Raw genomic sequence first — 23,920 nt, forward strand, 5'->3', positions numbered from 1 at the left:
ACTGCTATGATAAAAATAAATCAAAAGAAATTATTTGTCATTCCGGGTATATTATTCCCCTTTCTAAGCCATGCACAAGGAATTGCAGACGACATGAACGGCCTGCATAGTGTACTGGAACAATTGTATGATGAAATGATGCCTTTATGCAGTAATCTGATTGGTGTTGGACAAGGACTTGCCGGTTTTGCTGCTATTTGGTATATCTCCTCAAGAGTTTGGAGACATATTGCCAGTGCTGAACCCATAGATTTCTATCCACTCTTTCGTCCTTTTGTTATCGGATTTTGCATTATGATTTTTCCCTCTGTCCTCTATATGATAAATGGTGTCATGAAACCTACTGTTACAGCAACTGCTGCAATGGTGGAAGGCTCCAACAAAGCGATTGAAAGACTGCTTAAAGAAAAAGAAGAAGCACTCAAAGAAACAGATCCCTGGAAAATGTATGTTGGTTCGACAGGAAGCGGTGATCAGGATAAATGGTACCGCTATACACATGATGATGCAGATACAAGTGGTCAGGGAATGCTAGATGGTATTGGAAATGATATCAAATTTGCCATGAGCAAGGCCTCTTATAATTTCCGCAATTCAGTAAAAGAATGGATGAGCGAGGTACTGCGTGTATTATTTGAATCTGCTTCCCTGTGCATCGACACACTTCGGACTTTTCAATTGGTGGTACTTTCTATTTTAGGTCCAATTGTTTTTGGTATTTCGGTCTTCGATGGTTTTCAACACACCCTTACCGTCTGGCTGGCACGTTACATCAATATCTATCTGTGGCTTCCCGTGGCTAATATATTTGGAAGCATTATTGGAAAAATTCAGGAGAATATGCTAAAGATTGATATTGCGCAAGCAGGAGAATATGGAGAGACTTTCTTTAGCAGGACTGATGTTGCCTATTTGGTCTTTATGATTATTGGGATTATAGGTTATTTCACTGTCCCTTCTGTTGCTAATTACATTGTTCATGCCGGAGGTGGCGGTGCACTCGGACAAAAAGTAACCAGTATGTTTAGTAATTCAACAACTTCCCTTGTCAATACTACATCTCAAGGGACTACAATGGTAGCGGATGCTATGGGGAATGCTGCCGGGCGTATGTACCAAAGCATGTCTGATTCCGGTAATTCTGCGCCTTACTTCAAGGACAATTATATGGCTGACAAATTAAAAGGTAAATCTTAACCCTAAATTCAAAGTTTATGTTTAGCAAAATGAAAAATATTGACACTGCCTTTCGACATATTCGCGGATTTACCATGCTGGTCATTATAGGGTGTATTTTAATTAGCTGCTTTGCGCTTTATAAGAGTTTCTCGCTGGTATCTCAAATGCAAAACAAGGTTTATATACTGGCTAATGGAAAAGCACTTGAAGCCTATGCTTCAGACCGAAAAGACAACATTCCTGTCGAGGCTAGAGATCATGTAAAAACGTTTCATAAGCTGTTTTTTACCCTTGACCCGGATGATAAAGTCATTAAAAGCAATGTAACAAAGGCTCTTTATCTGGCGGATGACAGTGCCAAACGTGTCTATGACGATTTAAAGGAAAACGGTTATTACTCCGGCATTATATCAGGGAACGTCAGCCAGACCATACAGATTGACAGTGTGACTATTGACCTTAACCGCTATCCGTATGGATTCCGATGTTATGCTACTCAAAATATCATTCGTACCACCAGCATCGCACATCGGAACCTTATCACTGAAGGTAACCTTCGTAACGTATCGAGAAGCGATAACAATCCACATGGCTTTTTAATCGAGCGATGGAATACTATTGAGAATCGGGACATAAGTACCGAAAATCGAAAATAATAAACTACTAATTATGAAAGTCACTTTTAAAAGAAAGAACAATGCTGTTACGGGTACTAGAGATAGTCTCTGGCAGAAATTTGAGCAGGCCAATCTTCGATTGCAACATAAGTGTGCACAATGGTTAGAGCGTAAAACAGCTCATTTTTCTAGACTCAATTGGATTGTGGTTCTATTCACTTTTATAGTGTTTACAGGAGGTTGCAGTATTTATCTGATTGTAACAAGCTTTTCTGGAAATACAACTAAAAAAACAACTGTAATTCCAATTACTAAACCAACGAGTTCGGTTTCCTTAAAAGAAAAGCCTATCCAACTCAATACAATTATTAGTAAAACAGAATTTGAAAAAATCACAAGTTTTAGGAAATATATGGATAGTCTGGGGCGAAGTCCGACAGGGAAAAAAACGCACGACAGCATTGTATTAAATCGTCCCGGACTTCTGGACAGTTTAACAATAATAGAAAATTACTATTACTCACATCTTAAAAATTAATATCATGGAACAAGACACAAAATCATTAAAGACCTTAAAGCATCGTAAGATGCTCTTGGTACTGCCAATATTGGCTTTGCCATTTCTAACTGCCATATTTTGGGCATTGGGCGGTGGAAAAATGGATGCTGCCAATTCAGCAACACCAGAGCAAAAAGGTTTTAATCTAAAACTTCCCAATGCGAACCTGAAAGAAGGGCTTCCAATGGATAAAATGAATTATTACGATCTGGCTGCTCTTGATTCAGCAAAGCTTGATGAACTTATCAAAAAAGATCCCAACTATTTAAGCCTGTCCTTTCAGATTGATTCCACTGAGGACAGCAGTGCTGTTACTCAAAGAAAAGAACAACATGGTTTAAAGAAATCTGTTTATCGCGATTCCAACGAAGAAAAAGTGCATCAAAAATTGGAAGCTTTGCAAAAAGCAATCAATACACCAGTAGCAGTTCCAGAGCAAAACAGAGATTATACTAAAATTGTAAAATCAAATGAAACCTCACTGCATTCCAATGATGTGGACAGGCTCGAACAAATGATGCAATCCATGAATGAAGAGCAGGAAAGTCAGGATCCGGAACTACAACAGCTCGGTGGAATGCTGGAGAGTATTTTGGATATCCAACATCCCAACAGGGTACAGGAAAAATTGAAAAAAGCGTCCGAGGCTCAGCGTGGACAAGTCTTTACTATTTCCACCAAGGAGCATGAAGATCCTGTTTCTTCTTTACAAAGCAAAACAATGAACAGTTTTGAGTACAAACAGAATGGTTTTTACTCTTTAGATGAATTTGAAAGTAATGATTTAGATCAGAATGCCGTACAAGCGGTAATTCATGAAAATCAGACTATTGTAAACGGAGCTACAGTTAAGTTCCGACTCATGAACGACATATTTATAAATGGCATTAAAGTTCCAAAAGATAATTTTTTGTTTGGAACAGCTTCCTTAAAAGGAGAACGATTAACTATTAACATTACTAGTATCAGATACAACAACTCCCTATTCCCAGTAGACTTGTCAGTTTACGATATGGATGGACTTGTTGGTATATATATTCCGGGAGCCATTAATCGTGATGTTGCCAAAGCTTCGGCTGATCGCTCCATGCAAACTTTAGGAGTTGCATCTCTTGACGATTCCTGGGGAGCTCAGGCAGCCGGAGCAGGAATTGAAGCGGCTAAAAGCCTGCTAAGTAAAAAAGTAAAACTAGTTAAAGTAGTTGTAAAAGCAGGTTATAAGGTGCTCTTGCATGATGAAAAAGAGAAACAAAAAGATTCCAATTAAAAACTAAAAATGATACAGATGAAAAATTTTAAACTATTGGTGATGGGCCATCTATTATTTATGACCATCGGTGTGTTGGCACAGCAAACAGGTAAAAACCGTTTATTCCAAACAGAATCAGACTCTTTAATGATAGCCTATTCAAAAACAACCAATATTGTATTTCCTTTTGCCATTAAAAGTGTTGACAAGGGAAGTCCAGAAATATTGGTACAAAAAGCAAAAGGTCTTGAAAATATCCTTCAGGTTAAGGCTGCCCAAAAAGGATTTTTCCAGACCAATCTTACGGTAGTGACTGCAGATGGAAAATTCTACTCTTTCGTGCTGGACTATAATGAAGAATTTCCACAGCTGAATCTTACCCTTAATAAAACTAAGCCTGATGGGCAGGAAATTTATTTTTCAGATGAAATTATTAATGATCAGGATATTGAGGAATATTCAAAGTTAGCGCTACACGACAAAAAAAAGCTGCGAGGTCAAAAGGAAAGTAACTATGATATTGACTTTAGGCTCAACGGAATTTTTATTCGTGACGAAGTAATGTATTACAGGATAAAAGTAACCAACAATTCTAAAATCAATTATGAGATCGACCAGCTTCGTTTTTTTATTCGCGACACTAAAAAAATACAACGTACTGCTTCACAGGAAATTGAAATTACACCAATTTATATTCTGAATGATGTTGATAAAATTAAAGCTGAAGCAGAAAACATCTTTGTATTTGCGCTGCCAAAATTTACAATTCCGGAAAAAAAATATTTAGCCATACAGCTAATGGAGAAAAATGGCGGCAGACATTTAGAAGAACATGTCAAGAACACAAAACTGGTACAGGTTACTGTACTTCCAAAATTATAAACTATTTAATAATTAAAAAATTGAAATCATGAACGAGAAAAATTTTGAATACTTAAGAGATCAGATTAAGTATACTGGATTCGGTGAAGCACTGGAATCTCAATTAAAAGAAAAAATGCAGAAGGAAGAGCCTAATTTTACTTTGACGCATAATGCGCAATACGGTAATGATACCGCTACAGCGACGTTAAATTTTAAAAAATCTGATCAAAGCGACATTTACTTTTTTAACTCTTATAAAGTCGAATTGCAAAAAGAAAATTCTAAAGAAGCCTTGGAACAAACCTTTTACATCAATAAAGGCAGCAACATAACAATGAAGGAAGCTTACAATCTTATGGAAGGCAGGTCGGTAAATAAAGATCTCACCAGTAAAGAGGGGGAAGTTTATAATTCTTGGGTTCAAATGGACTTCAAACAATCCGAATCTAATGGAAACTTTAAACTAAACCATTACCACCAAAATTACGGTTATGATTTAGAAGCAGCACTGTCCAAACATCCGATTAAAGAACTGGAAACCCCAAAATACAAAGAAGACTTGATAAATTCTTTGAAAAAAGGAAATCTGCAGAGCGCTACTTTTTTAAAAGAAGGTAATGAGATCAAGCAGTATATTGAAGCCAGCCCGCAATTCAAAACAATTAATATCTATGATAATAATATGAAAAGGATTGACAATCGTAAAGCTCAGGAAGAAAAGCAATCCGAAACTCAGCAAACTTCCGAAAAACAGGGCAGTAAAAAGCAAAACCAAACAGCCGATGATGATGGACCAGAAATACCAAAGGAAGCTAAGAAGAAAAAGAAAAGTCAATCCATGTAAGCAGTGATGAAGAACGAACAACTTCCCATAAACAGAGTAGAAATGGAATTAAACCAGTGGCGCTCCAGGGAAGAGCGTTTTAGTAAACTGTTTAATTTTAGTCTTTCGGGCAATAGGTCACTGATTAAAGAAAAGTTGCATCATTACGAGCGGATTGGAACAAAGTATAAGGGAACAAAAAATATTGAGGAGCGTTTTGCTTTGCAGATGCTCAAGCAGGAAAAGAACAAGATTCTTAAGCAGCTTTATCCTAATTTATTGGTAAGACTCATTCGTAAACTGATCATTGCACCACTCGTAGACCAAATTGCTGTTCGGAAAGATGCAAAAGAAGAAGAAAAAAATAACCAATCGCTGCACGATCAGGTGCAGCGTATTGGTTTTAGAGATTTGTCAAATCAAATTGATAAGCAAATCAAACAAGGTCATGAGCAGTTCATTATTCCGGTTTCTTATTACGTCAACGAAAAAGAACGACTGGATCATGAGTTGTCTTTTTCTAAAGACCAGAGTGGACAGTATCAATTTGAAGCATATAAAACGACTTTGCAAAATGAATCAAAGCCTGATGAAGAGAGAAGCCAATATTTTAAAGTACAACAAGGAAATTCTATTGATACCACACAGGCATATAATTTATTAGCTGGACGTTCCATTCAGAAGGAAAAATCCTGGATCCAACTGGATCTTAACGACAAAGATGCTAGTGGCAATCATAGAATCAAAGAATTTCATTCCGGGTATGGTTATGATCTTGAAAAAGCCTTACAGCAACTTCCTTTAAAGGAATTATCAAATAAAACTCAAGCCGATAAATTAAAGGATGATTTAAAACAAGGAAATCGGTTGCCCGTAACCTTGATTAAAAATGGAAATGAACATCGGTTTTATATTGAAGCTAATCCCCAGTTTAAATCAGTAAACATTTATGACGAGCATTCAAGAAAAATAACGCTCGCAACTGCATTGGGCAATAAAACAATGGAAACAGTAAAACAGCAGCAAAAGACAAATGAGAGTCAACAGTTAAACCATTCCACAAGAAATGGTATGCGTGTAAGCTCATAATCTAGAAAATAATGAAAACACTAAAACCTTTATCTGATTTTTTTAAGGCAATAGAGAAAGATTACCGTATCAGCGTAACGCATATTGGCATATATGCGGCATTACTTCAGTTTAGGACGGAAAAGGGTTTTGTTAATCCTATTGAGGTCTATAGGTATGAAATCATGAAGTTAGCCAAGATAACCGGGCCTGTAACATACCATAAATGTATTCGTGAGCTAAATGAGTATGGCTACATTAGCTATCAGCCAAAACGCAATAGAAACCAAAGGAGTATGATTTATTTTCCTATATGAGTAATTGAAACAATTTTATTTTAATTAATAAAGCCCGCTTGCGGGCTTTTGCTGTCAATAGAAGGAGGTATATGATGAGAGATAAAGATATTGATAGAATAACGCCTAACAAGGCAATGGAATTATTAAGGAAAGATGGAATTAATGTTGATGATGAACAAGCAAAAATAATCTTAGATTTCCTCTACGAAATGGCTGAAATAGTGGTTAGTACATATTTAAATGAACAAAAAAGACGTAAATTTACCCTCCAACAAGATGAGTGTAAATAAGTTTAATCAATTTCAAAATCATGAAAATTGCAGATTTATATATTAGGGTAAGTACGGAAGAGCAGGCTGATAAAGGATATTCACAACGTGATCAGGAAGAACGTCTGCGCAAGTATTGTGAATTAAACTCACTTAAAGTTCGTAAAGTTGTAATAGAAGATCACTCAGCTAAAACATTTAACCGTCCAGCCTGGAAAAAACTATTAGCAGAACTCCGATCACGCAGGGGACATTCTGATCTTATTTTATTTACAAAGTGGGACAGATTCAGTAGAAATGCAGGTGATTCATATCAAATGATCAGTACATTACGCAATTTAGGAGTAGAACCTCAGGCTGTTGAGCAGCCATTGGACCTTTCAATACCCGAAAACAAAATGATGCTAGCATTTTACCTTGCTGCACCGGAGGTAGAAAATGACCGCCGTGCACTAAATGTATTCAATGGAATGCGGAGAGCAAAAAAAGAAGGACGTGTTATGGGCCGCCCTCCTTTAGGATATGTAAATAGAATCACTGAAACAGGAAAAAAACATATTGCAATTAAAGAAGATCAGGCATTAATAATGCTCTGGGTATTTGAAGAACTTGCTAAAGGACAAATACACACAGAACAAATATGGAAAGCTGCTAAGAAAAAAGGTCTTAATTCCACACGAAGCTGCTTCTGGGTTGCACTGAGAAATCCTATTTACTTCGGCAAGGTATTCGTTGCTAAATATAAAGACGAAGAATGTCATTTAGTCCAGGGACAGCATGAGCCACTTATAACAGAAGCCTTATTTTATGACGTACAGGATATACTAGATGGACGGAAAAAAATAAAAAGAACTACAATAACAGTAGATCCAGCATTGCCACTCCGCGGATATTTAATATGTCCTAAGTGCGGAAAAGTACTTACCGGGAGTGCGTCAAAAGGGCGTCACAAGTACTATCATTATTATCACTGCACTATGGGATGTACATTCAGAGAAAAAGCACCTATAGTTAATGACAAAATAGTAGAGGAACTTCGAAAATATGTCAGACCATTACCTTTTCTTGAACTTTACAAGCAGACAATCACTTCTGTATATAATAGTAAAACAAAATATAATAGAAGCGATTCTGATGTTTTGAAAAAGAAACTAGAGGAAACAAATCAAAGATTGACACGTGCAAGAAACTTATTAATAGCCGGTGATTTAGATGCTGACGATTATAAAAGAATCAAAATAGAAACAGCAGATAATATAAATCGTCTAGAAGCACAACTCACAAGTCAAAACAGCAGTATTCCAAACGTTGAACCTCTTTTAAATAAGGCGCTCAGCAACATTTCACAGCTTGATAAACTCTATGAAGAAGCATCTACAGAAGGGAAAAGGAAGATAATTGGTTCGATATTTCCTGAAAAACTTACTTTTGAAAATAACGAAGTTCGAACCACTAAAATTAACGAAGCGCTCCGGCTTATGTTATTGTTTTACAAGGAGTTATACAATAAAAAAAGAGGACAAAATCAGAAAAATACTGATTTGTCCTCTTATGTGAACGCAGAAGGATTCGAACCTTCGACCGCCTGCTTAGAAGGCAGGTGCTCTATCCAGCTGAGCTATGCGTCCATTTGTTTTAAAACTTTATGGCAAAGTTTCTGTCGGGGTGGCAGGATTCGAACCTGCGGCCTCCTGCTCCCAAAGCAGGCGCGATAACCGGGCTACGCTACACCCCGAAGGCAAATTATTAAGCGGAGAGACAGGGACTCGAACCCTGGCGACGGTTACCCGTCGACAGATTAGCAATCTGCTCCATTACCGCTCTGGCACCTCTCCAAGCTCAAGAAACGTGTTCTGTTTTGCGGTTGCAAATGTAAGACAACATTCCATATCTCACAACTATTTCGGCGCTTTTTTTTCACTTTTTTCAATCTTTTTTTTAAAACGCTTAACAATCAAACAAATAGAATTAACAAAAATTTGATATTAAATTTAAAATTCAATCGAATTGCCCCAAAATTTGAATTTATTCAAATAAAGAGTAAATTTGCTTTATTAACTAATAATACAGAAAATGAACAAAAGAGTTGTTATCGTTTCTGCCGTTAGAACACCTATCGGAAGTTTCATGGGAGGGTTATCTACCGTACCCGCACCAAAATTAGGTGCTGCCGCAATAAAAGGAGCACTACAAAAAATTAACCTAGACCCTAAATTAGTTGATGAAGTTTTTATGGGCAACGTAGTTCAGGCTGGAGTTGGTCAGGCGCCGGCGCGTCAGGCAGCAATTTTTGCCGGACTATCTGAAGAAGTTGCCGCTACGACTGTAAACAAAGTTTGTGCTTCAGGAATGAAAGCCGTAATGTTTGCCGCACAGGCAATCGCTTGCGGTGATGCAGAAATTGTAGTTGCCGGTGGAATGGAAAACATGAGTTTGATCCCGCATTACGTACAAATGCGTAACGGAACTAAATTTGGTCCTGCAACAATGCTTGACGGAATGCAAAAAGATGGCTTGACAGATGCTTATGATAACAACGCAATGGGAGTTTGCGCTGACTTATGTGCAACTGAATACAACATCAGTCGTGAAGAACAAGACAATTTTGCTATTCAATCTTATGAAAGAAGTGCAAAAGCATGGGATGCCGGAAAATTCGACAACGAAATTGTTCCTGTAGAAGTTCCACAAAGACGTGGTGAACCAATCATCGTTTCTAAAGATGAAGAGTACACGAATGTAAAATTGGATAAAATCCCTTCATTAAGCGCTGTTTTTACAAAAGACGGAACTGTTACTGCCGCAAACGCATCTACAATCAATGACGGAGCTGCAGCTTTGGTTTTAATGTCTGAAGAAAAAGCAATCGCATTAGGATTAAAACCCCTGGCCTACATAAAAAGTTATGCTGATGCTGCTCAGGAACCAAAATGGTTTACTACGAGCCCGGCAAAAGCTTTACCAAAAGCCTTAGACAAAGCAGGAATTGCAATTGGCGATGTTGATTATTTCGAATTCAACGAAGCATTTGCAGTTGTTGGTCTGGCAAATTCAAAAATCCTTGGTCTTGATAACGATAAAGTAAATGTAAATGGTGGTGCAGTTTCATTAGGTCATCCTCTTGGATGTTCAGGAGCAAGAATCATCGTAACTTTACTAAATGTTTTAGAACAAAATAATGCTAAAACCGGAGCTGCAGCAATTTGCAATGGCGGCGGTGGTGCATCAGCAATTGTTATCGAAAGAGCTTAAATAATATTACATCAGGAGTTATTTCATTTTCAAATAACTCCTGATTTTCAACTAATAAATGACCTTAAATGTTCGGAATTTGTAATTTAGCCATAGTACCCGTTCGATCTGAGCCAAGTGACAGAAGCGAAATCGTTACACAACTTTTGTTTGGCGAGCACATCGAGATTTTAGAACGCCAAAATCAATGGGCGCGAATAAAAATACAATACGATGACTATGAAGGCTGGGTAGATTCTAAACAATATCAAATTATTTCAGAGGCAAATTACAAACAATTAAGCAATGACGCCATTATTCTTAATGCTGATTTGATTGATTATATCAGTGCACCAGAAAATTTATTATTACCAATTCCGCTTGGTGCATCCTTATCATTTTTAAATAATAACGAAATCAACACTGCTAATTTCGAATTTGAAGGCACAAAAACAAGTGGTATAAAATCAAAAAGTGCCTTAATAAATACTGCGTTTATGTATTTGAACGCACCTTATCTTTGGGGCGGAAAAACACCTTTTGGAATCGACTGTTCCGGTTTTACACAAATGGTTTACAAACTAAACGGATACAAAATACATCGCGATGCATCGCAGCAGGCACTTGAAGGAGAATCATTAAGTTTTATTGAAGAAAGCGAAGCAGGCGATTTGGCCTTTTTTGATAATGACGAAGGAAACATCATTCACGTGGGTATTATTATGGAAAATAATTATATCATTCACGCCAGCGGAAAAGTACGTATTGACCGTTTAGACCATTTAGGGATTTACAATCCTGAGATCAACAAACACACACACAAACTACGTGTGATCAAAAAGATAATTTAATTACTGTTCTTTCACGCTAATCATAAAAACAGCAATCCTGATGAAGTTTTCATTATCTAAAACAGATTTTAAAATTAACGATATTACCGTTCAATTTCCGATTGCTATAACTGTTTTAAAACAAACTTTAGGAGAATGCCGGCATTTAAAAAAGCAATACAACCATATTTACACTTGGGATAATCATGGTATTGTTGCATTTTCTAAAGAAGGAATAAACGCAGAAAACATATTACTTGACCTGAACTTTGGCAATTATGATTATTGCTCAGAAAATCCTTTTACAGGAGAATTCATTTTTGATGGTCATGAATTATTTGCATTTTTTGCATCCAATAAAAGTCAATTGGTAAAACTTTTTAAAGGAGATAAAACTGGCGCTTTTATCCTGAACGGAATTAGTGTGTGGTTTGATAAAGAAGACGATAAAATTACAGCAATTGACATTTCTGCCTACGAAGAAAAAGAAAAAAAAGAAAAAATGCCCGTTGCCGAAAAATTCAAACATTTTGACTCATTATGGAAAGAATGGATTGAAGAAATAAATAAAATTGTTCCAAAAGACAATGATTATTACAATCTCTCAGACGGAATTTCTCTTGAAGATTTAGAACAACACTCTATTCTGGAAGACAAAATTACAATACCAGAGGCACTTCAGAATTTTTATAAAATCCAGAATGTTGAATATGATGCTGTGACTTCTGCTTTTCAGTTTTTAATAGGCGATTGGACTTACGATCTTATTCCGTTTGAAGACATTAAAGAAGAATGGAATGGTATACAGGATTTGCAATTTGACGAAGACGATCTTCCGGAACTAGAAATAGATTTCGATAAAATCCAAACCAATAACTACGCAAACCCAAAATGGATTCCTTTTGCTACAGGAAGAAATGGAGATTATTTACTTTATGATACAGATCCCGCAGAAAAAGGAAAATTTGGACAAATCATAGAACTCCAAAACGAATCCTGGGAACGAAACATAGTTGCCGAATCCTTTGAAGAACTTCTGAAAAACGAAATCAACAACCTAAAAACAGGTAAAACTGAACATTTTGATTTTATAATTGGCAAAGACGAAACAGATTAAAATCATTTTAATCAAGAAATCAGTGAAAAAAAATCCGCGATAATACGTGTTTTCGCTTGCGAATCCGTGTCATCCGCGTGCCATCATCACGCACTAATTCGAATCACTTTTCTAAACTCAGATGGACTATTCCCTCTTTGTTTCTTAAAGAATTTATTAAAGTGGCTTTCATCCGTAAAACCAAATTCATACGCAATTTCGTTGATCCGTTTATCACTAAACTGCAAACGATGCTCGATTAGTTTCGTTTTATAATTACTAATATATTGCTGCATCGTTTCGTTTGCGTGTTTCTTAAAATAACGTCCTAAATACGTATTCGAGATTCCAAAATAATCACTAATCGATTCCGCTTTAATTCTTTCCGGATAATAGATATTATTCTGAATATATTGCAAGATATCCATCGCTTTCGCCTCACAACCAATATTTACCTGTTCCGGCAAGTACTTCGCAATATTTCGTGCAACCACAATAATCAGTGTATTTACCAATTGCTGAATCAATTCTTTATTATAAACATCTTTATCCTGATGTTCCCTAATAATCGCTTCAACCATTACTTTTACCAAACATTTATCAGCATCATTTTTTAAAATACACCCAGGCTGATGATTTGCATTTTGTAAAATATATTCCAGACGCTGAATATTCTCATTCTGCAAACTCGAATTCTTTAAATAAATATCATTAAATCTCAAAAAGAAAAACTTCGTTTTGGTCTCAATCGTAAAATTGTGACAATCCTCGGGCGTCAATAAAAACATATGTCCCGCATCATATTCAAAAATATTTTTGTTGATACATTGTCTTCCTGTTCCTTCTAAAATATAAACCAATTCAAAGAAATTATGACGATCTCCAACATCCGGATATTCATCCAGCGTTTCAAAAGAAACCGTAAAAGGTTCGTATAAATTTTCTTTCTTCATAATACTATTTATTAATTCGGCTACAAAATTACATAAAAAAGACAAATATATACAACTCAACAGTCGTAAATATGGTATAATTTTGCCAAACAATTTTTAAGCATTAAAATATAAGATTATGGAATATAGAAAATTAGGCAATACTGAACTTGAATTATCAACTATTACATACGGTGCATTTGCCATTGGCGGAAACATGTGGGGCGGAAACGAAAAGAAAGATTCAATCGATTCTATTCACGCATCGATCGATCATGGCGTAACTACAATCGACACCGCTCCTTTCTACGGATTTGGATTAAGCGAAGAAATGATTGGAGAAGCTTTAAAATCAAAAGATCGTTCAAAAGTTCAATTATTAACCAAATTTGGTTTAGTTTGGGACGGAAGCAATCAAGGAAAAGGAGAATTCTTTTTTGATGCCGAAGACAACGAAAAAAAAATCCCGGTTTACAAATACGCATCAAAAAGCAACATCATAAAAGAAGTCGAAGAAAGTTTAAAACGCCTTCAAACAGATTATATCGACTTATTACAAATTCACTGGCCAGACGCTACAACTTCAATTCAGGAAACAATGGAAGCGCTTGAAACCTTGATTCAACAAGGTAAAATCAGAGCAGGCGGAGTTAGTAATTATAGCGCAGACCAAATTAAAGAAGCACAAAAAACAATACAATTAGCATCAAATCAAGTTCCGTTTAGTATGCTGAACCAAGCGATTCAAACTGATTTAGTTCCACTAACAATTGCAGAAAATATCGGGATCATTGCTTACAGCCCGATGGAAAGAGGTTTATTAACCGGAAAATATTTCACAGACTCCAAATTAAAAGATAACGATCACAGAAACGGATATTTTGGTCAGTTTGATCTTCAAAAAGTAAAAACTTTGGTAGAAGAATTAAGTTCATTGGCAAACGCAAAACACATCTCAATTTCGCAATTAGTATTACGTTGGACGACTTTACAAAAAGGAATTACCATTGTTTTAGCCGGAGCCAGAAACGCAGAGCAAGCCATTTCTAACGCAAAAACATTAGATTTTGACTTATCAGTTTCTGAATTAGATTTCATTAATCAGGCAATTTCAAAATTAAAATAATATTTAAACACATAGAAACATAGCTTTTAGTAATCTTAAAAAAGGCGTTTCACTTGCATTAACAAACATAGTCAGCACAATCTTGTCGAAATGACAAACTTGGTGTTTTTTAGCCCCGATAGAAGTGGAAATCCTTTTTCTGGCTTCTTTAGCCAGGAAAAGATTGAAACGTATAGCGGGATTAGCTCCTGAAAAAAGATTTGCTTTAATCATAGAAATCGGAATAACAAACTTTGAAAACTATGTGTTAGAAACTAGTTTCTTTCAATTCCCTTTTCCAGAAAAGAAAAATCTATGTCTCTATGTGTTTAAAAATTATACTCAAAAAATTAAAATAAGAATAATAATTTGGGTGTGACCCGCAGAAAAAGCGGGTCGGGCTATTCGTTACAATCTTTTTCATAAATAGAAAAAATTTACAAAAAAGGATTTTCACTGCTATCCCTCACACAAAATCACGAATACATAAGAACATTACAATTATGAAGAAAATATTTATCATCAACGGAGGACAAAATTTTGCACATTCAGGCGGAAGATTCAATCAAACTGTTACCGATTGGACAATCGAATACCTGACAAACAGCAAGCAATTCGAAATTAAAACAACCAGTATAAAAGAAGAAATTGACTTGGACAAAGAAGTCGAAAAATTCGTTTGGGCAGATATTGTAATTTATCACACGCCAGTTTGGTGGTTTCAATTACCAAATCTTTTTAAAAAATACATCGATGACGTTTTTACTGCCGGACACAATAAAGGAATTTACAAAAGTGACGGACGAACAAGAACAAATCCAGACATTAATTACGGAACCGGCGGACTTTTGCACGGACGCAAATATATGTTAACCACAAGTTGGAATGCGCCTGCAACCGCATTTACAATTCCGGGAGAATTTTTTGAAGAAACATCTGTAGATGACGGAGCTATGTTTGGTTTCCATAAAATGAATAAATTTGTAGGTATGGAAAAACTGGACGGATTCCATTTTCACGACGTCGAAAAAGGTGCCACCGCAGAGAACATTGGTATCTTTAAGGAAAACTACACTAAACATTTAGAACAAATCTTTAAAAACTTATAATTATGATCTCAATTACAGCAATTTTCAAAAGCAAACCCGAAAATACAGAACAAGTTAAAAACATGCTGAATCATTTGGTTACCGAAACCAGAAAAGAAGAAGCTTGCGCTCGTTACGACCTTCACCATAGTGAAAATGTTTTCATTATTTGGGAAGAATGGAAAGATCAACCCGGTCTTGACATCCATAATAATCAACCTTATTTACTGGATTTTATTGGCAAAAGCGAAAGTTTAGTTGCATCACCAATTCAGGTTTATAAAACAGTACAAATTCTTTAAAAAGTTTTTTGCCACGAATTTCACTAATTTTCACTAATTTTCACTAATTTATTACTTACTCTTGATGCTTAAAATTCGTGTAGATTTGTGACCCGAGCGATAGCGAACATGCGAAGCAAATTCGTGGCAAACCTTTTTAAATTTAAAATAAATAATTCGTGTTCATTCGTGAAATTCGCGGCAAGTAACTATTTGATCCCGCCAAAAGCACCGAAACACATATTCTTATGCAAAATTTCAACGCTTTTAAAACCTACTTTCTTCATTAAATCCAACTGGTAATTCATGGAGCGTGGTGTATCTTCTTTTTCGATATAATCAAATACATTCTGACGATATTGTGCACCGCCAATTCCTTCTAAATATTCACCGTAACGTTGCCAGGTATATTCGTTTAATAATTCAGTATCCTGCGTAATTAAATCTGAAATCATAAAACATCCGCCAGGTTTCAATAATTTGAATATTTTAGTAAACGTTGTTTCCCAATCCTCGTCATCGCGCAAATGATGCAAAACAGCTCCGGCAAGAATAATGTCAAAATGATTTTCCGGCAAATCTACTTCTCGAATATCTCCTTGCTTCACTTCTACCCTTCCGTTAGTTTCTTTTGCAACTCTTTCAAAAGCCCTGTCTAACATAGGTAAACTCAAATCGACCAAAGTGCAATTTAGATTAGGGCTTTTTGATAACATTTTTAAAGTATAATTCCCCGCTCCGCAGCCGATATCCAAAACATTTTTAGCATTGGGAACAATTCTTTTAGAAGCTTCTGTAATTAATTCTAACGAGATTGTAGCGTCTATTGTAGCAACTTGTCCCGTTTCTAAATTCGAAAATCGTTCAACGTCTTTATCAAAACGTTCTTTAATTTCTGTAATGGTTGATTTTTTCATAGTTTTTTGTTTTTTATTGGCCCACGGGTTTTAACGGATTGAGCGGGTTTACGCTGATTTCTTTTGATACACTGTGTTTATTTTTTGCCACAGATTAAAATGATTCAAATGATTTTTTAAATTTAATTATGCTCAAAGAAATCTTTGTAAATCCTTTAATCTTTGGCATATTTTTTAGCTTACAGAAAAATAAAAAATCCGTGCAAACCAGTTAAATCCGTGTCATCCGTGGGCAATCCATTTTTTTATCAAAACTATAACTTTGATATATACTTCAAAAATACTTATTTTGTCAATTATCAATACTTAATAGGTATTTATGGAATTACGACACCTGAAATATTTTTTGGCTGTAGCCGAAGAATTAAACTTTACAAAAGCCGCTGAAAAACTTTTTATTTCTCAACCTCCTTTGAGCCGACAAATTATGGAATTGGAAAACGAAATTCAGGCGAAACTTTTTATCCGAAACAATAAAAAAGTAGAACTAACCGAAGCAGGAAAATATTTTGAAAAGGAAGTGCGAGAACTTTTTCAGAATTTGGAACGCATTTCTGTAAAAACGAAAAAAATCTCAGAAAATGTTTCCGGAGAATTTAGAATTGCATACATCAGTTCTATTTATTCTGCTGTGATTTCAGATTTGATTAAACACTTGACAGACCAATTTCCATATGTTAATTTCAAACTTTTTGAAGTCTCCACAACCAAACAATTAGATGCTTTAGAAAAAGGAAAAATTGAACTGGGAATTATTCGGTCTCCTGTAAAATCTCCCAAAATAAAATCGCAATTGTGGTTTCAGGACGGATTTTCAGTTGTTTATAACAAAAGCATAATTCAGATTAATTCTGAGAAAGAGATCCCAAATCTAAAAGACGAAACATTTGTATTTTTCAACAAGGATTATGCACCACATTATCACGAAGTTTTACTGGAACTTTGCGCATTTTATGGTTTTACACCAAAAGTAGTTCATGAATCCAACAACATCAATTCGATTGTACAATTGGTTAAAAATGGCTTGGGAATTTCGATTGTTCCGTCTAATATTGCTAAGAATAATCACGATCCCGAAATTGGTTTTATCGAATTAAAAAAAGTCAATTTGTATACGGATGTTTCGTTGATTACCTCAAAAGAAGATGAATCTGAAATTACGAAAGTAGCTGTTGATTTTTTATTGAATTTTAAAAGGTAGAGTTGCCACGAATTGCACAAATTTTCTCGAATTATTTTTAATATGGAAATCCGTAAGAATTAGTTTTTATAAGTGCTTAAATTGCATACTATAAAAAATAATCACGCAAAGTCGCAGAGGCGCAAAGATTCTACTTTAAAGCCACAGATTAAAAGATTAAAATGATTAAAAAAATCTGCCCAATATGCAAAATATGCGTAAAACAAAAAAACTTTGCGACTCTGCGACTTTGCGCGATTAATAAATCAAAAACACAAAACAATTCGTGAAAATTCGAGGAATTCGTGGCAAAAAAACCTCAATTTTTAAATACCTTAGCAAATTATAATTCTACTCAATAAAATCAATAAAAATGGCAGAGCAATCTTCAATTCAGTGTCCAAATTGCGGAACTACTATCGACGTAAATGACATTCTGAAACATCAACTGGAAGATAGTATACGCAAAGAATTTCAACAAAAAGCCAATGCTCAGTCCAGAGAATTGGAACTTAAAAATGAGCAATTCGAAAAGGCAAAAACCGAATTTGAAGCCAAAAAGAAACAGGAAAATGAACTTTTTGCTGAACGTTTGGACCGTGAAAAAAAGGTAGCCGAAAAAGAAATTACCGAAAAACTAAAAACCAAACTCGAAGAAGAAAATAAAGATCGTTTACTTTCGATGGAAAAAGAACTTTCAGAGAAATCAGAGAAACTTCGAGAACTAAATAAAATGACAGGTGAGATTGCGAAACTTCAGCGTGAAAAACTGGAGATGAAAGAAGCAATTGAAGCCGAAGCTCAAAAGCAATTAAATGCAACTTTGGTTCTGGAACGTGATAAAATCCGTAAACAAGAGGAAGAAAAAAATGAGCTAAAAATCAAAGAATACCAAAAGCAATCTGACGATCAAAAAAAGCTGATCGAAGAAATGAAACGCAAGCAAGAACAAGGTTCTATGCAATTGCAAGGCGAAGTAATGGAGCTGGCAATCGAAGAATGGCTGGCAAACAACTTTCCGCTTGATAGCATCGATGAGATTAAAAAAGGTGCAAACGGAGCAGATTGTCTTCAGATTGTAAACACGCGCGAACTGCAAAATTGTGGCTCTATATATTACGAAAGTAAACGTACCAAAGCTTTTCAGCCTTCATGGATTGAGAAATTTAAAAACGATATCAGAACAAAAAGAGCCAATATTGGAGTTTTGGTTACAGAAGTTATGCCAGCCGGAATGGACAGAATGGGAATGCGCGACGGAATATGGATTTGTACTTATGAGGAATTTAAAGGGCTAAGTGCCGTTTTGCGTCAATCTTTAATTCAGATTAGTCAGGCTGTTCAGGCGCAGGAAAACAAAGGCGATAAAATGTCGATGTTGTATGATTTTCTAACAAGCAATGAATTCCGTTTACAGATTGAAGGAATCGTTGAAGGTTTTACGCAAATGCAAGGAGATCTTGATGCCGAAAAAAGAGCAATGCAGCGTATCTGGAAACAACGCGAAAAACAAATCGAAAAAGTAGTCCATAATACCTTAGGAATGTACGGATCGATTCGTGGTATTGCCGGAAACGCGGTACAAACTGTACGAGCTTTAGAACTTGATTTTATTGAGGAAGATAAAGAAGATCCTAAAGAATTATTGGAATAGCAGCGTGAAATGGCACGCGGATTAGACGGATTCGCTAATGCGAAAACGCGGATTTACGCTGATTTTTATATTTTTTGCTTAATATTTGTCATTGCGAGGAACGAAGCAACCACACTAATATTGACATTAGTTGATACAGCAAATGAGATTGGTTACTTGTAATAACAAAATCAAAAAAAGGCTTCCCTAATAATTAGCGAAGCCTTAAATATTTAATTTCTTTAGTAATTAACCTTTCTTAAACAAATTAAGACATATTAACTGAATAGGTTCTAATCTACTTTTCTAAAAACCAAAAGTTTGCCTGAAGGATTAGAAAGCGTCAGTCTATTATCTCCAATAGAATAAGTTGTTATACTTTGCAGCGCTTTTATAAGTTGATTTTCCTTATTTCCTGCGCCACAAGCCATCTCAGTCGCAATTACTTTTGTAAATCTCAATAAATCTTTTTCATAAAAAATAGTACCGCTAATTGCATTACAACCTCCATAACCCATAAATTTATTTTCAGAAGAGTTAATTTCAAGACGTGGCAATTCTCTTTGAAAATCAGTAGGAAATACTTTAAATCCGTTTAGTTCTTCTAAAACCCAAATATCATGAAGGCGATAATCTGTATTATAATTTCCGCATCCGCCTAATTTTGTAAAAGCAAGTTCAGCATTATTTTTAATTTCAATCGAAACTTTATAAGGAGAAATTGCTCCGGACATCGAATTTTGACATTCTAATTGCTGAATCGTAATTGTTGCACTTGATGTTTCATTACTTACTTTGTACATTTTTATATTAGCATCCATGGCTCTTATAACTTCGGTTGCAGGGAAAGTGAGTTTTTCTTTTCCGGAAATTAAAGAAGTAAACTCAATGCCATCTATTCCCATTTTTAATACCCAAAATGGCTCATTTCCGGTTGCTGTAAAATAATATTTCATTTGATCTTCCTGAGTTCCGTACTCAGAAGTGGTTTCTTTTTTATCTGAAATTTTGCCGGCTGTAGATTTACAACCTACTATTAATGATAGTAATAGCAATAATGAAAGTGCTTTTTTCATAGAATTTATGTTAAGAATATTTCATTTAAATAAAACATATGTAAAATTCTTATGAATTTACGACATTTTTTCGAAATGCTTATTTAGAATCTTTTCAAATTTATAATAAATATTTCAGCTCTAATCATTCAAAAACCGCACTACGTATAAGATCAAGACAAATTACGTAATTATGATGCGCTATAATTCAAAAAAAATTAAATTACTTAAGTATTTAAATAAGTATAAATACTTATATTTGCGTAGTAATACTTAATTAAAGAAATCATGATTAGAGTAATAGTAGTTGGAAACGGCATGGTTGGTTATAAATTTTGCGAAAAATTTGTTGCAAAATCGGGACATGAAAAGTATCAGATTACCGTTTTTGGTGAAGAACCAAGACGTGCTTATGATCGTGTTCATTTAAGCGAGTACTTTGGAGGTAAAACTGCAGATGATTTATCATTATCAACAAGCGAATGGTACGCAGAAAACAATATTACTCTCAATACTTCTGAATTAATTACAGATATTAATCGTAAAGAAAAAACAATACATACGCATTTAGAAAAAACACATACGTACGATTACTTAGTTCTTGCTACGGGATCTTCGGCATTTGTTCCTCCTATTGACGGAGTCGAAAAAGAAGGTGTTTTTGTATACAGAACTATCGAGGATCTGGATGCAATTATGGCGTATGCAAAAAAAATAAAACAAAAAGGTGCAACAGAAGCCGCAGTTTTAGGCGGAGGTTTATTAGGTCTTGAAGCCGCAAAAGCTGTTCGTGATTTAGGGCTTAATCCTCATGTAGTCGAATTTGCTCCGCGTTTGATGCCCAGACAATTAGACAAAGGCGCAAGCGATATGCTGCAATCTAAAATAGAAGAGTTAAATATTGGCATTCATCTTAACAAAGCCACTCAATATATTGATGGAAAAGAATATATAACAGGAATGATGTTTGCCGATGACGATTTGTTAAAAGTTGATATGTTGGTTATATCTGCCGGAATTAAACCTCGCGACGAATTAGCTCGGGTTTCAGGACTTGAAGTGGGTTTAAGAGGCGGTGTTGTGGTAAACAATCAAATGCAAACATCAGATCCTTCTATTTATGCGATTGGCGAAGTGGCGCTTTACAACCAAAACATTTACGGACTTGTTGCTCCGGGTTACGAAATGGCGGATGTTGCTGCAGAGCAAATTTTAAATGGTTCTAAAACCATGAGAGAAACCATCGATATGTCAACTCAGTTAAAATTAATTGGTGTCGAAGTGGCGAGTTTTGGTGATCCTTTCGTAGAAAACGAAAATGTTACCGCTATTATATACGAGAATAAGTTAAGCGGAATTTACAAAAGAATCAACGTTACTAAGGATTCTAAAACTTTATTAGGCGGAATTCTCGTTGGTGATTCAAGTGATTATAATTCCCTTTTTCAGATTTTTAGCAATGCAATGACATTACCAAAAAATCCTGAAGATCTTATTTTAGGTTCGAGAGACGGTTCTGAAGGTTCCAGTTTAGGTAGTGTTCTTGATTTACCGGATACTGCCGTAATTTGTTCTTGCGAAAATGTTACCAAAGGTTCGATTTGTTGTTCGCTTCTTGACGAAACCTGTTCGAGTTTCTCAGATGTTGTTAAACATACCAAAGCAACTTCAGGCTGTGGAGGTTGTAAACCAATGGTTTCTGATTTGGTAAAAGCCACTCAAAAATCTTTAGGAAAAGAAATAAAAGAGGTAATCTGTGAGCATTTTAGTTATAACCGTCAGGAATTATTTGATTTGGTTAAAATCAATAAATATGAGAATTTCTATGATGTAATTGATCATCACGGCAAAGGTGATGGCTGTGAAGTTTGTAAACCTGTTGTGGCTTCTATTTTCTCCAGTATTTATAATGATACGGCAAATAAACACGTAACTACGCAAGATACAAACGATAGATTTCTGGCTAATATTCAGCGTAACGGAACTTATTCTGTAGTGCCTAGAGTTGCCGGAGGAGAAATTACTGCCGAAAAATTAATCGTGATTGGTGAAGTTGCCAAACAATTTGATTTGTATACCAAAATTACCGGAGCCCAACGTGTAGATTTATTTGGAGCGCATTTGAGTGATTTACCTAAAATATGGAAAATCTTAATCGATAATGGTTTTGAAAGTGGTCACGCTTACGGAAAATCGCTTCGTGCCGTAAAAAGCTGTGTTGGAAATGCGTGGTGTCGCTACGGAATGGATGACAGCGCCGGATTTGCCATAGAATTAGAAAACAGATATAAAGGAATTCGCTCTCCGCATAAACTTAAAGGCGGCGTTTCGGCTTGTATTCGTGAATGTGCCGAAGCCAGAGGTAAAGATTTTGGACTTATCGCCGTTGAAGGCGGATGGAATTTATATATCGCCGGAAATGGCGGTGCAAATCCAAAACATGCCGTTTTACTAGCCGAAAAAATTAATAAAGAAACCGTTATCAAATATCTGGATCGTTTTTTAATGTATTATATCCGTACTGCCGGTCCGTTGATTCGAACTGCAACCTGGTTAGAAAAACTCGACGGAGGTCTGGAATATTTAAAAGAAGTAATTATCGAAGACAGTCTTGGAATCTGTGAAACTCTTGAAGCCGAAATGCAAACCTTAGTAAATACTTTCGAATGCGAATGGAAACAAGTATTAGAAAAACCAAGATTATTAAAACGCTTCAATCATTTTGTAAACTCTGAAGAGAAAGATGATAATGTTGTTTTTGTTCCGTTACGAGATCAAAAAGCACCAAAAGCCTGGACTTAAACATATTTTTAAACACATAGAAACATAGATTCTGAAAACTTAATAAAGGCGTTTCACTTGCATTAACAAACATAGCTATGTGTGAGAAACTGGTTTCTTTCCAATTTCTTTTTCTAAAAAACCAAAAGTCTATGTTACTATGTGTTAAAAATAATAGCCACAGATTAAAGGATTAAAATGATTAAAAATAAAATCTGCGTGAAAAATATAAGCTCCAAAAAACAAAATAAATATCACAAAACGTTTGCTGTCCTCTTACCCTCTTTTTTACTGCGCCATCAAACTCTCTTGATTGTAAAAAGAGGGATAAGAAACAGAAGCACAAAACTTATTAAAATGGAAGAAATCTTAAATCAATACACAACAGTTCACCCAAATGAGGCAACAATTTGGTTCAAAGCCGGAAAAGTAGAAGATTTCCCAACCAATCGTGGCGGCTGCATTAAATACAAAAACAAACAAATTGCGATTTTCAATTTTGCGCGTCGCAACGAATGGTACGCTTGCCAAAATGCCTGTCCGCATAAAATGGAAATGGTTCTGGCTAGAGGAATGACAGGATCTACGGATGATATCCCGAAAATTGCCTGCCCAATGCATAAAAAAACCTTTTCGCTAGTGGATGGTTCAAATTTAAACGGGGACGATTTCAAAATAGCAACTTATCCGATTAAAGTTATTGAAAACGAAGTATTTGTAGGTTTTCTAGATTAGAATTTTAAGAGGGAAGAAACAAGAAGCAAGATGATAAAAGTTTTTCAAGTCTTGCTTCTTGCTTCTTTCATCTCACTTTCGACTTTTCTACTAATTTACGTATCTTTGAAATTCTATTATCCAACCAAA

General features: G+C 35.4%; 22 protein-coding genes, 3 tRNA genes and 1 pseudogene. 20 read left to right on the plus strand and 6 right to left on the minus strand.

Annotation, left to right across the window (positions count from 1 at the left end; all coding sequences use genetic code 11):
• Positions 1 to 6 precede the first annotated feature (6 nt).
• The 10 genes and pseudogenes from traJ to ASF10_RS24720 form a co-directional block, all read left to right on the plus strand.
• Entirely contained in the window at positions 7 to 1,197 is a 1,191-nt protein-coding gene (traJ, locus tag ASF10_RS13575; RefSeq protein WP_056250109.1) for a conjugative transposon protein TraJ, read from the plus strand.
• A 29-nt stretch (positions 1,198 to 1,226) separates the two neighbouring features.
• Positions 1,227 to 1,835 carry a conjugative transposon protein TraK gene (gene traK, locus ASF10_RS13580; RefSeq protein ID WP_241774956.1) on the plus strand — a complete coding sequence of 203 codons (609 nt, stop codon included), beginning with the start codon at positions 1,227 to 1,229 and terminating at the stop codon, positions 1,833 to 1,835.
• Between the two features lie 13 nt (positions 1,836 to 1,848).
• A complete protein-coding gene (locus ASF10_RS13585) occupies positions 1,849 to 2,334 on the plus strand; it encodes a hypothetical protein (protein ID WP_056250113.1) in 486 nt (161 codons plus the stop codon).
• A gap of 4 nt (positions 2,335 to 2,338) precedes the next feature.
• Positions 2,339 to 3,622 carry a conjugative transposon protein TraM gene (traM, locus tag ASF10_RS13590; RefSeq protein WP_056250115.1) on the plus strand — a complete coding sequence of 428 codons (1,284 nt, stop codon included), beginning with the start codon at positions 2,339 to 2,341 and terminating at the stop codon, positions 3,620 to 3,622.
• An 18-nt stretch (positions 3,623 to 3,640) separates the two neighbouring features.
• Complete coding sequence (gene traN, locus ASF10_RS13595; RefSeq protein ID WP_056250117.1) at positions 3,641 to 4,486, plus strand: conjugative transposon protein TraN; 846 nt, start codon at positions 3,641 to 3,643, stop codon at positions 4,484 to 4,486.
• A gap of 28 nt (positions 4,487 to 4,514) precedes the next feature.
• Positions 4,515 to 5,312, plus strand: a complete 798-nt coding sequence (locus ASF10_RS13600; RefSeq protein ID WP_056250119.1) for a hypothetical protein — start codon at positions 4,515 to 4,517, stop codon at positions 5,310 to 5,312.
• A gap of 42 nt (positions 5,313 to 5,354) precedes the next feature.
• Positions 5,355 to 6,380: a hypothetical protein gene (locus ASF10_RS13605; protein ID WP_131726542.1), complete on the plus strand. Its 1,026-nt coding sequence runs from the start codon at positions 5,355 to 5,357 to the stop codon at positions 6,378 to 6,380.
• Positions 6,381 to 6,391: 11 nt separating this feature from the next.
• Positions 6,392 to 6,676 carry a hypothetical protein gene (locus tag ASF10_RS24525; RefSeq protein ID WP_056250123.1) on the plus strand — a complete coding sequence of 95 codons (285 nt, stop codon included), beginning with the start codon at positions 6,392 to 6,394 and terminating at the stop codon, positions 6,674 to 6,676.
• Between the two features lie 71 nt (positions 6,677 to 6,747).
• Positions 6,748 to 6,948, plus strand: coding sequence for a hypothetical protein (locus tag ASF10_RS13615; protein WP_056250125.1), 201 nt, complete (start codon positions 6,748 to 6,750; stop codon positions 6,946 to 6,948).
• A gap of 20 nt (positions 6,949 to 6,968) precedes the next feature.
• A pseudogene (locus ASF10_RS24720) lies at positions 6,969 to 7,892 on the plus strand (recombinase family protein); the annotation flags it as partial.
• Between the two features lie 589 nt (positions 7,893 to 8,481).
• Here ASF10_RS24720 and ASF10_RS13620 read toward each other — a convergent pair.
• The 3 genes from ASF10_RS13620 to ASF10_RS13630 form a co-directional block, all read right to left on the minus strand.
• Positions 8,482 to 8,555: transfer RNA gene (locus ASF10_RS13620), tRNA-Arg, on the minus strand.
• A gap of 32 nt (positions 8,556 to 8,587) precedes the next feature.
• Positions 8,588 to 8,662: transfer RNA gene (locus ASF10_RS13625), tRNA-Pro, on the minus strand.
• Positions 8,663 to 8,678: 16 nt separating this feature from the next.
• Positions 8,679 to 8,762, minus strand: a tRNA-Ser gene (locus ASF10_RS13630).
• A gap of 238 nt (positions 8,763 to 9,000) precedes the next feature.
• Here ASF10_RS13630 and ASF10_RS13635 point away from each other — a divergent pair.
• From ASF10_RS13635 to ASF10_RS13645, 3 genes are all read left to right on the plus strand, one after another.
• The gene (locus tag ASF10_RS13635) at positions 9,001 to 10,179 is read left to right on the plus strand and encodes an acetyl-CoA C-acyltransferase (protein ID WP_056250127.1); all 1,179 of its coding nucleotides are present in this window, start codon (positions 9,001 to 9,003) and stop codon (positions 10,177 to 10,179) included.
• Between the two features lie 68 nt (positions 10,180 to 10,247).
• The gene (locus ASF10_RS13640; protein WP_056250129.1) at positions 10,248 to 11,009 is read left to right on the plus strand and encodes a C40 family peptidase; all 762 of its coding nucleotides are present in this window, start codon (positions 10,248 to 10,250) and stop codon (positions 11,007 to 11,009) included.
• 40 nt (positions 11,010 to 11,049) lie between these two features.
• Positions 11,050 to 12,105: an SMI1/KNR4 family protein gene (locus tag ASF10_RS13645; RefSeq protein WP_056250131.1), complete on the plus strand. Its 1,056-nt coding sequence runs from the start codon at positions 11,050 to 11,052 to the stop codon at positions 12,103 to 12,105.
• An 86-nt stretch (positions 12,106 to 12,191) separates the two neighbouring features.
• Here ASF10_RS13645 and ASF10_RS13650 read toward each other — a convergent pair whose 3' ends face one another.
• The gene (locus ASF10_RS13650) at positions 12,192 to 13,037 is read right to left on the minus strand and encodes an AraC family transcriptional regulator (protein WP_056250132.1); all 846 of its coding nucleotides are present in this window, start codon (positions 13,035 to 13,037) and stop codon (positions 12,192 to 12,194) included.
• Positions 13,038 to 13,155: 118 nt separating this feature from the next.
• Here ASF10_RS13650 and ASF10_RS13655 point away from each other — a divergent pair, with 118 nt between their 5' ends.
• The 3 genes from ASF10_RS13655 (at position 13,156) to ASF10_RS13670 (ending at position 15,511) form a co-directional block, all read left to right on the plus strand.
• Complete coding sequence (locus ASF10_RS13655; RefSeq protein WP_056250134.1) at positions 13,156 to 14,142, plus strand: aldo/keto reductase; 987 nt, start codon at positions 13,156 to 13,158, stop codon at positions 14,140 to 14,142.
• Positions 14,143 to 14,624: 482 nt separating this feature from the next.
• Positions 14,625 to 15,230 carry an NAD(P)H-dependent oxidoreductase gene (locus ASF10_RS13665; protein ID WP_056250137.1) on the plus strand — a complete coding sequence of 202 codons (606 nt, stop codon included), beginning with the start codon at positions 14,625 to 14,627 and terminating at the stop codon, positions 15,228 to 15,230.
• A gap of 2 nt (positions 15,231 to 15,232) precedes the next feature.
• Positions 15,233 to 15,511, plus strand: a complete 279-nt coding sequence (locus tag ASF10_RS13670; RefSeq protein ID WP_056250139.1) for a putative quinol monooxygenase — start codon at positions 15,233 to 15,235, stop codon at positions 15,509 to 15,511.
• Positions 15,512 to 15,699: 188 nt separating this feature from the next.
• On the opposite strand, the gene ASF10_RS13675 is transcribed toward ASF10_RS13670, so the two are convergent.
• A complete protein-coding gene (locus ASF10_RS13675) occupies positions 15,700 to 16,407 on the minus strand; it encodes a class I SAM-dependent methyltransferase (RefSeq protein ID WP_056250141.1) in 708 nt (235 codons plus the stop codon).
• 319 nt (positions 16,408 to 16,726) lie between these two features.
• Here ASF10_RS13675 and ASF10_RS13680 point away from each other — a divergent pair, with 319 nt between their 5' ends.
• The gene (locus ASF10_RS13680) at positions 16,727 to 17,608 is read left to right on the plus strand and encodes a LysR family transcriptional regulator (RefSeq protein ID WP_056250143.1); all 882 of its coding nucleotides are present in this window, start codon (positions 16,727 to 16,729) and stop codon (positions 17,606 to 17,608) included.
• 352 nt (positions 17,609 to 17,960) lie between these two features.
• Positions 17,961 to 19,241 (plus strand): DUF2130 domain-containing protein, encoded by a 1,281-nt coding sequence (locus ASF10_RS13685; RefSeq protein WP_056250145.1) that lies wholly within the window; start codon positions 17,961 to 17,963, stop codon positions 19,239 to 19,241.
• A 272-nt stretch (positions 19,242 to 19,513) separates the two neighbouring features.
• On the opposite strand, the gene ASF10_RS13690 is transcribed toward ASF10_RS13685, so the two are convergent.
• Complete coding sequence (locus tag ASF10_RS13690; protein WP_056250146.1) at positions 19,514 to 20,296, minus strand: META domain-containing protein; 783 nt, start codon at positions 20,294 to 20,296, stop codon at positions 19,514 to 19,516.
• 267 nt (positions 20,297 to 20,563) lie between these two features.
• Between ASF10_RS13690 and nirB the strand changes: the two genes are divergently transcribed.
• Together nirB and nirD are read left to right on the plus strand one after the other, a co-directional pair.
• The gene (gene nirB, locus ASF10_RS13695; RefSeq protein WP_056250148.1) at positions 20,564 to 23,077 is read left to right on the plus strand and encodes a nitrite reductase large subunit NirB; all 2,514 of its coding nucleotides are present in this window, start codon (positions 20,564 to 20,566) and stop codon (positions 23,075 to 23,077) included.
• 336 nt (positions 23,078 to 23,413) lie between these two features.
• Positions 23,414 to 23,791, plus strand: a complete 378-nt coding sequence (gene nirD, locus ASF10_RS13700; protein WP_056250402.1) for a nitrite reductase small subunit NirD — start codon at positions 23,414 to 23,416, stop codon at positions 23,789 to 23,791.
• Positions 23,792 to 23,920 lie beyond the last annotated feature (129 nt).

This window comes from Flavobacterium sp. Leaf82 (assembly GCF_001422725.1).
Lineage (GTDB): Bacteria > Bacteroidota > Bacteroidia > Flavobacteriales > Flavobacteriaceae > Flavobacterium.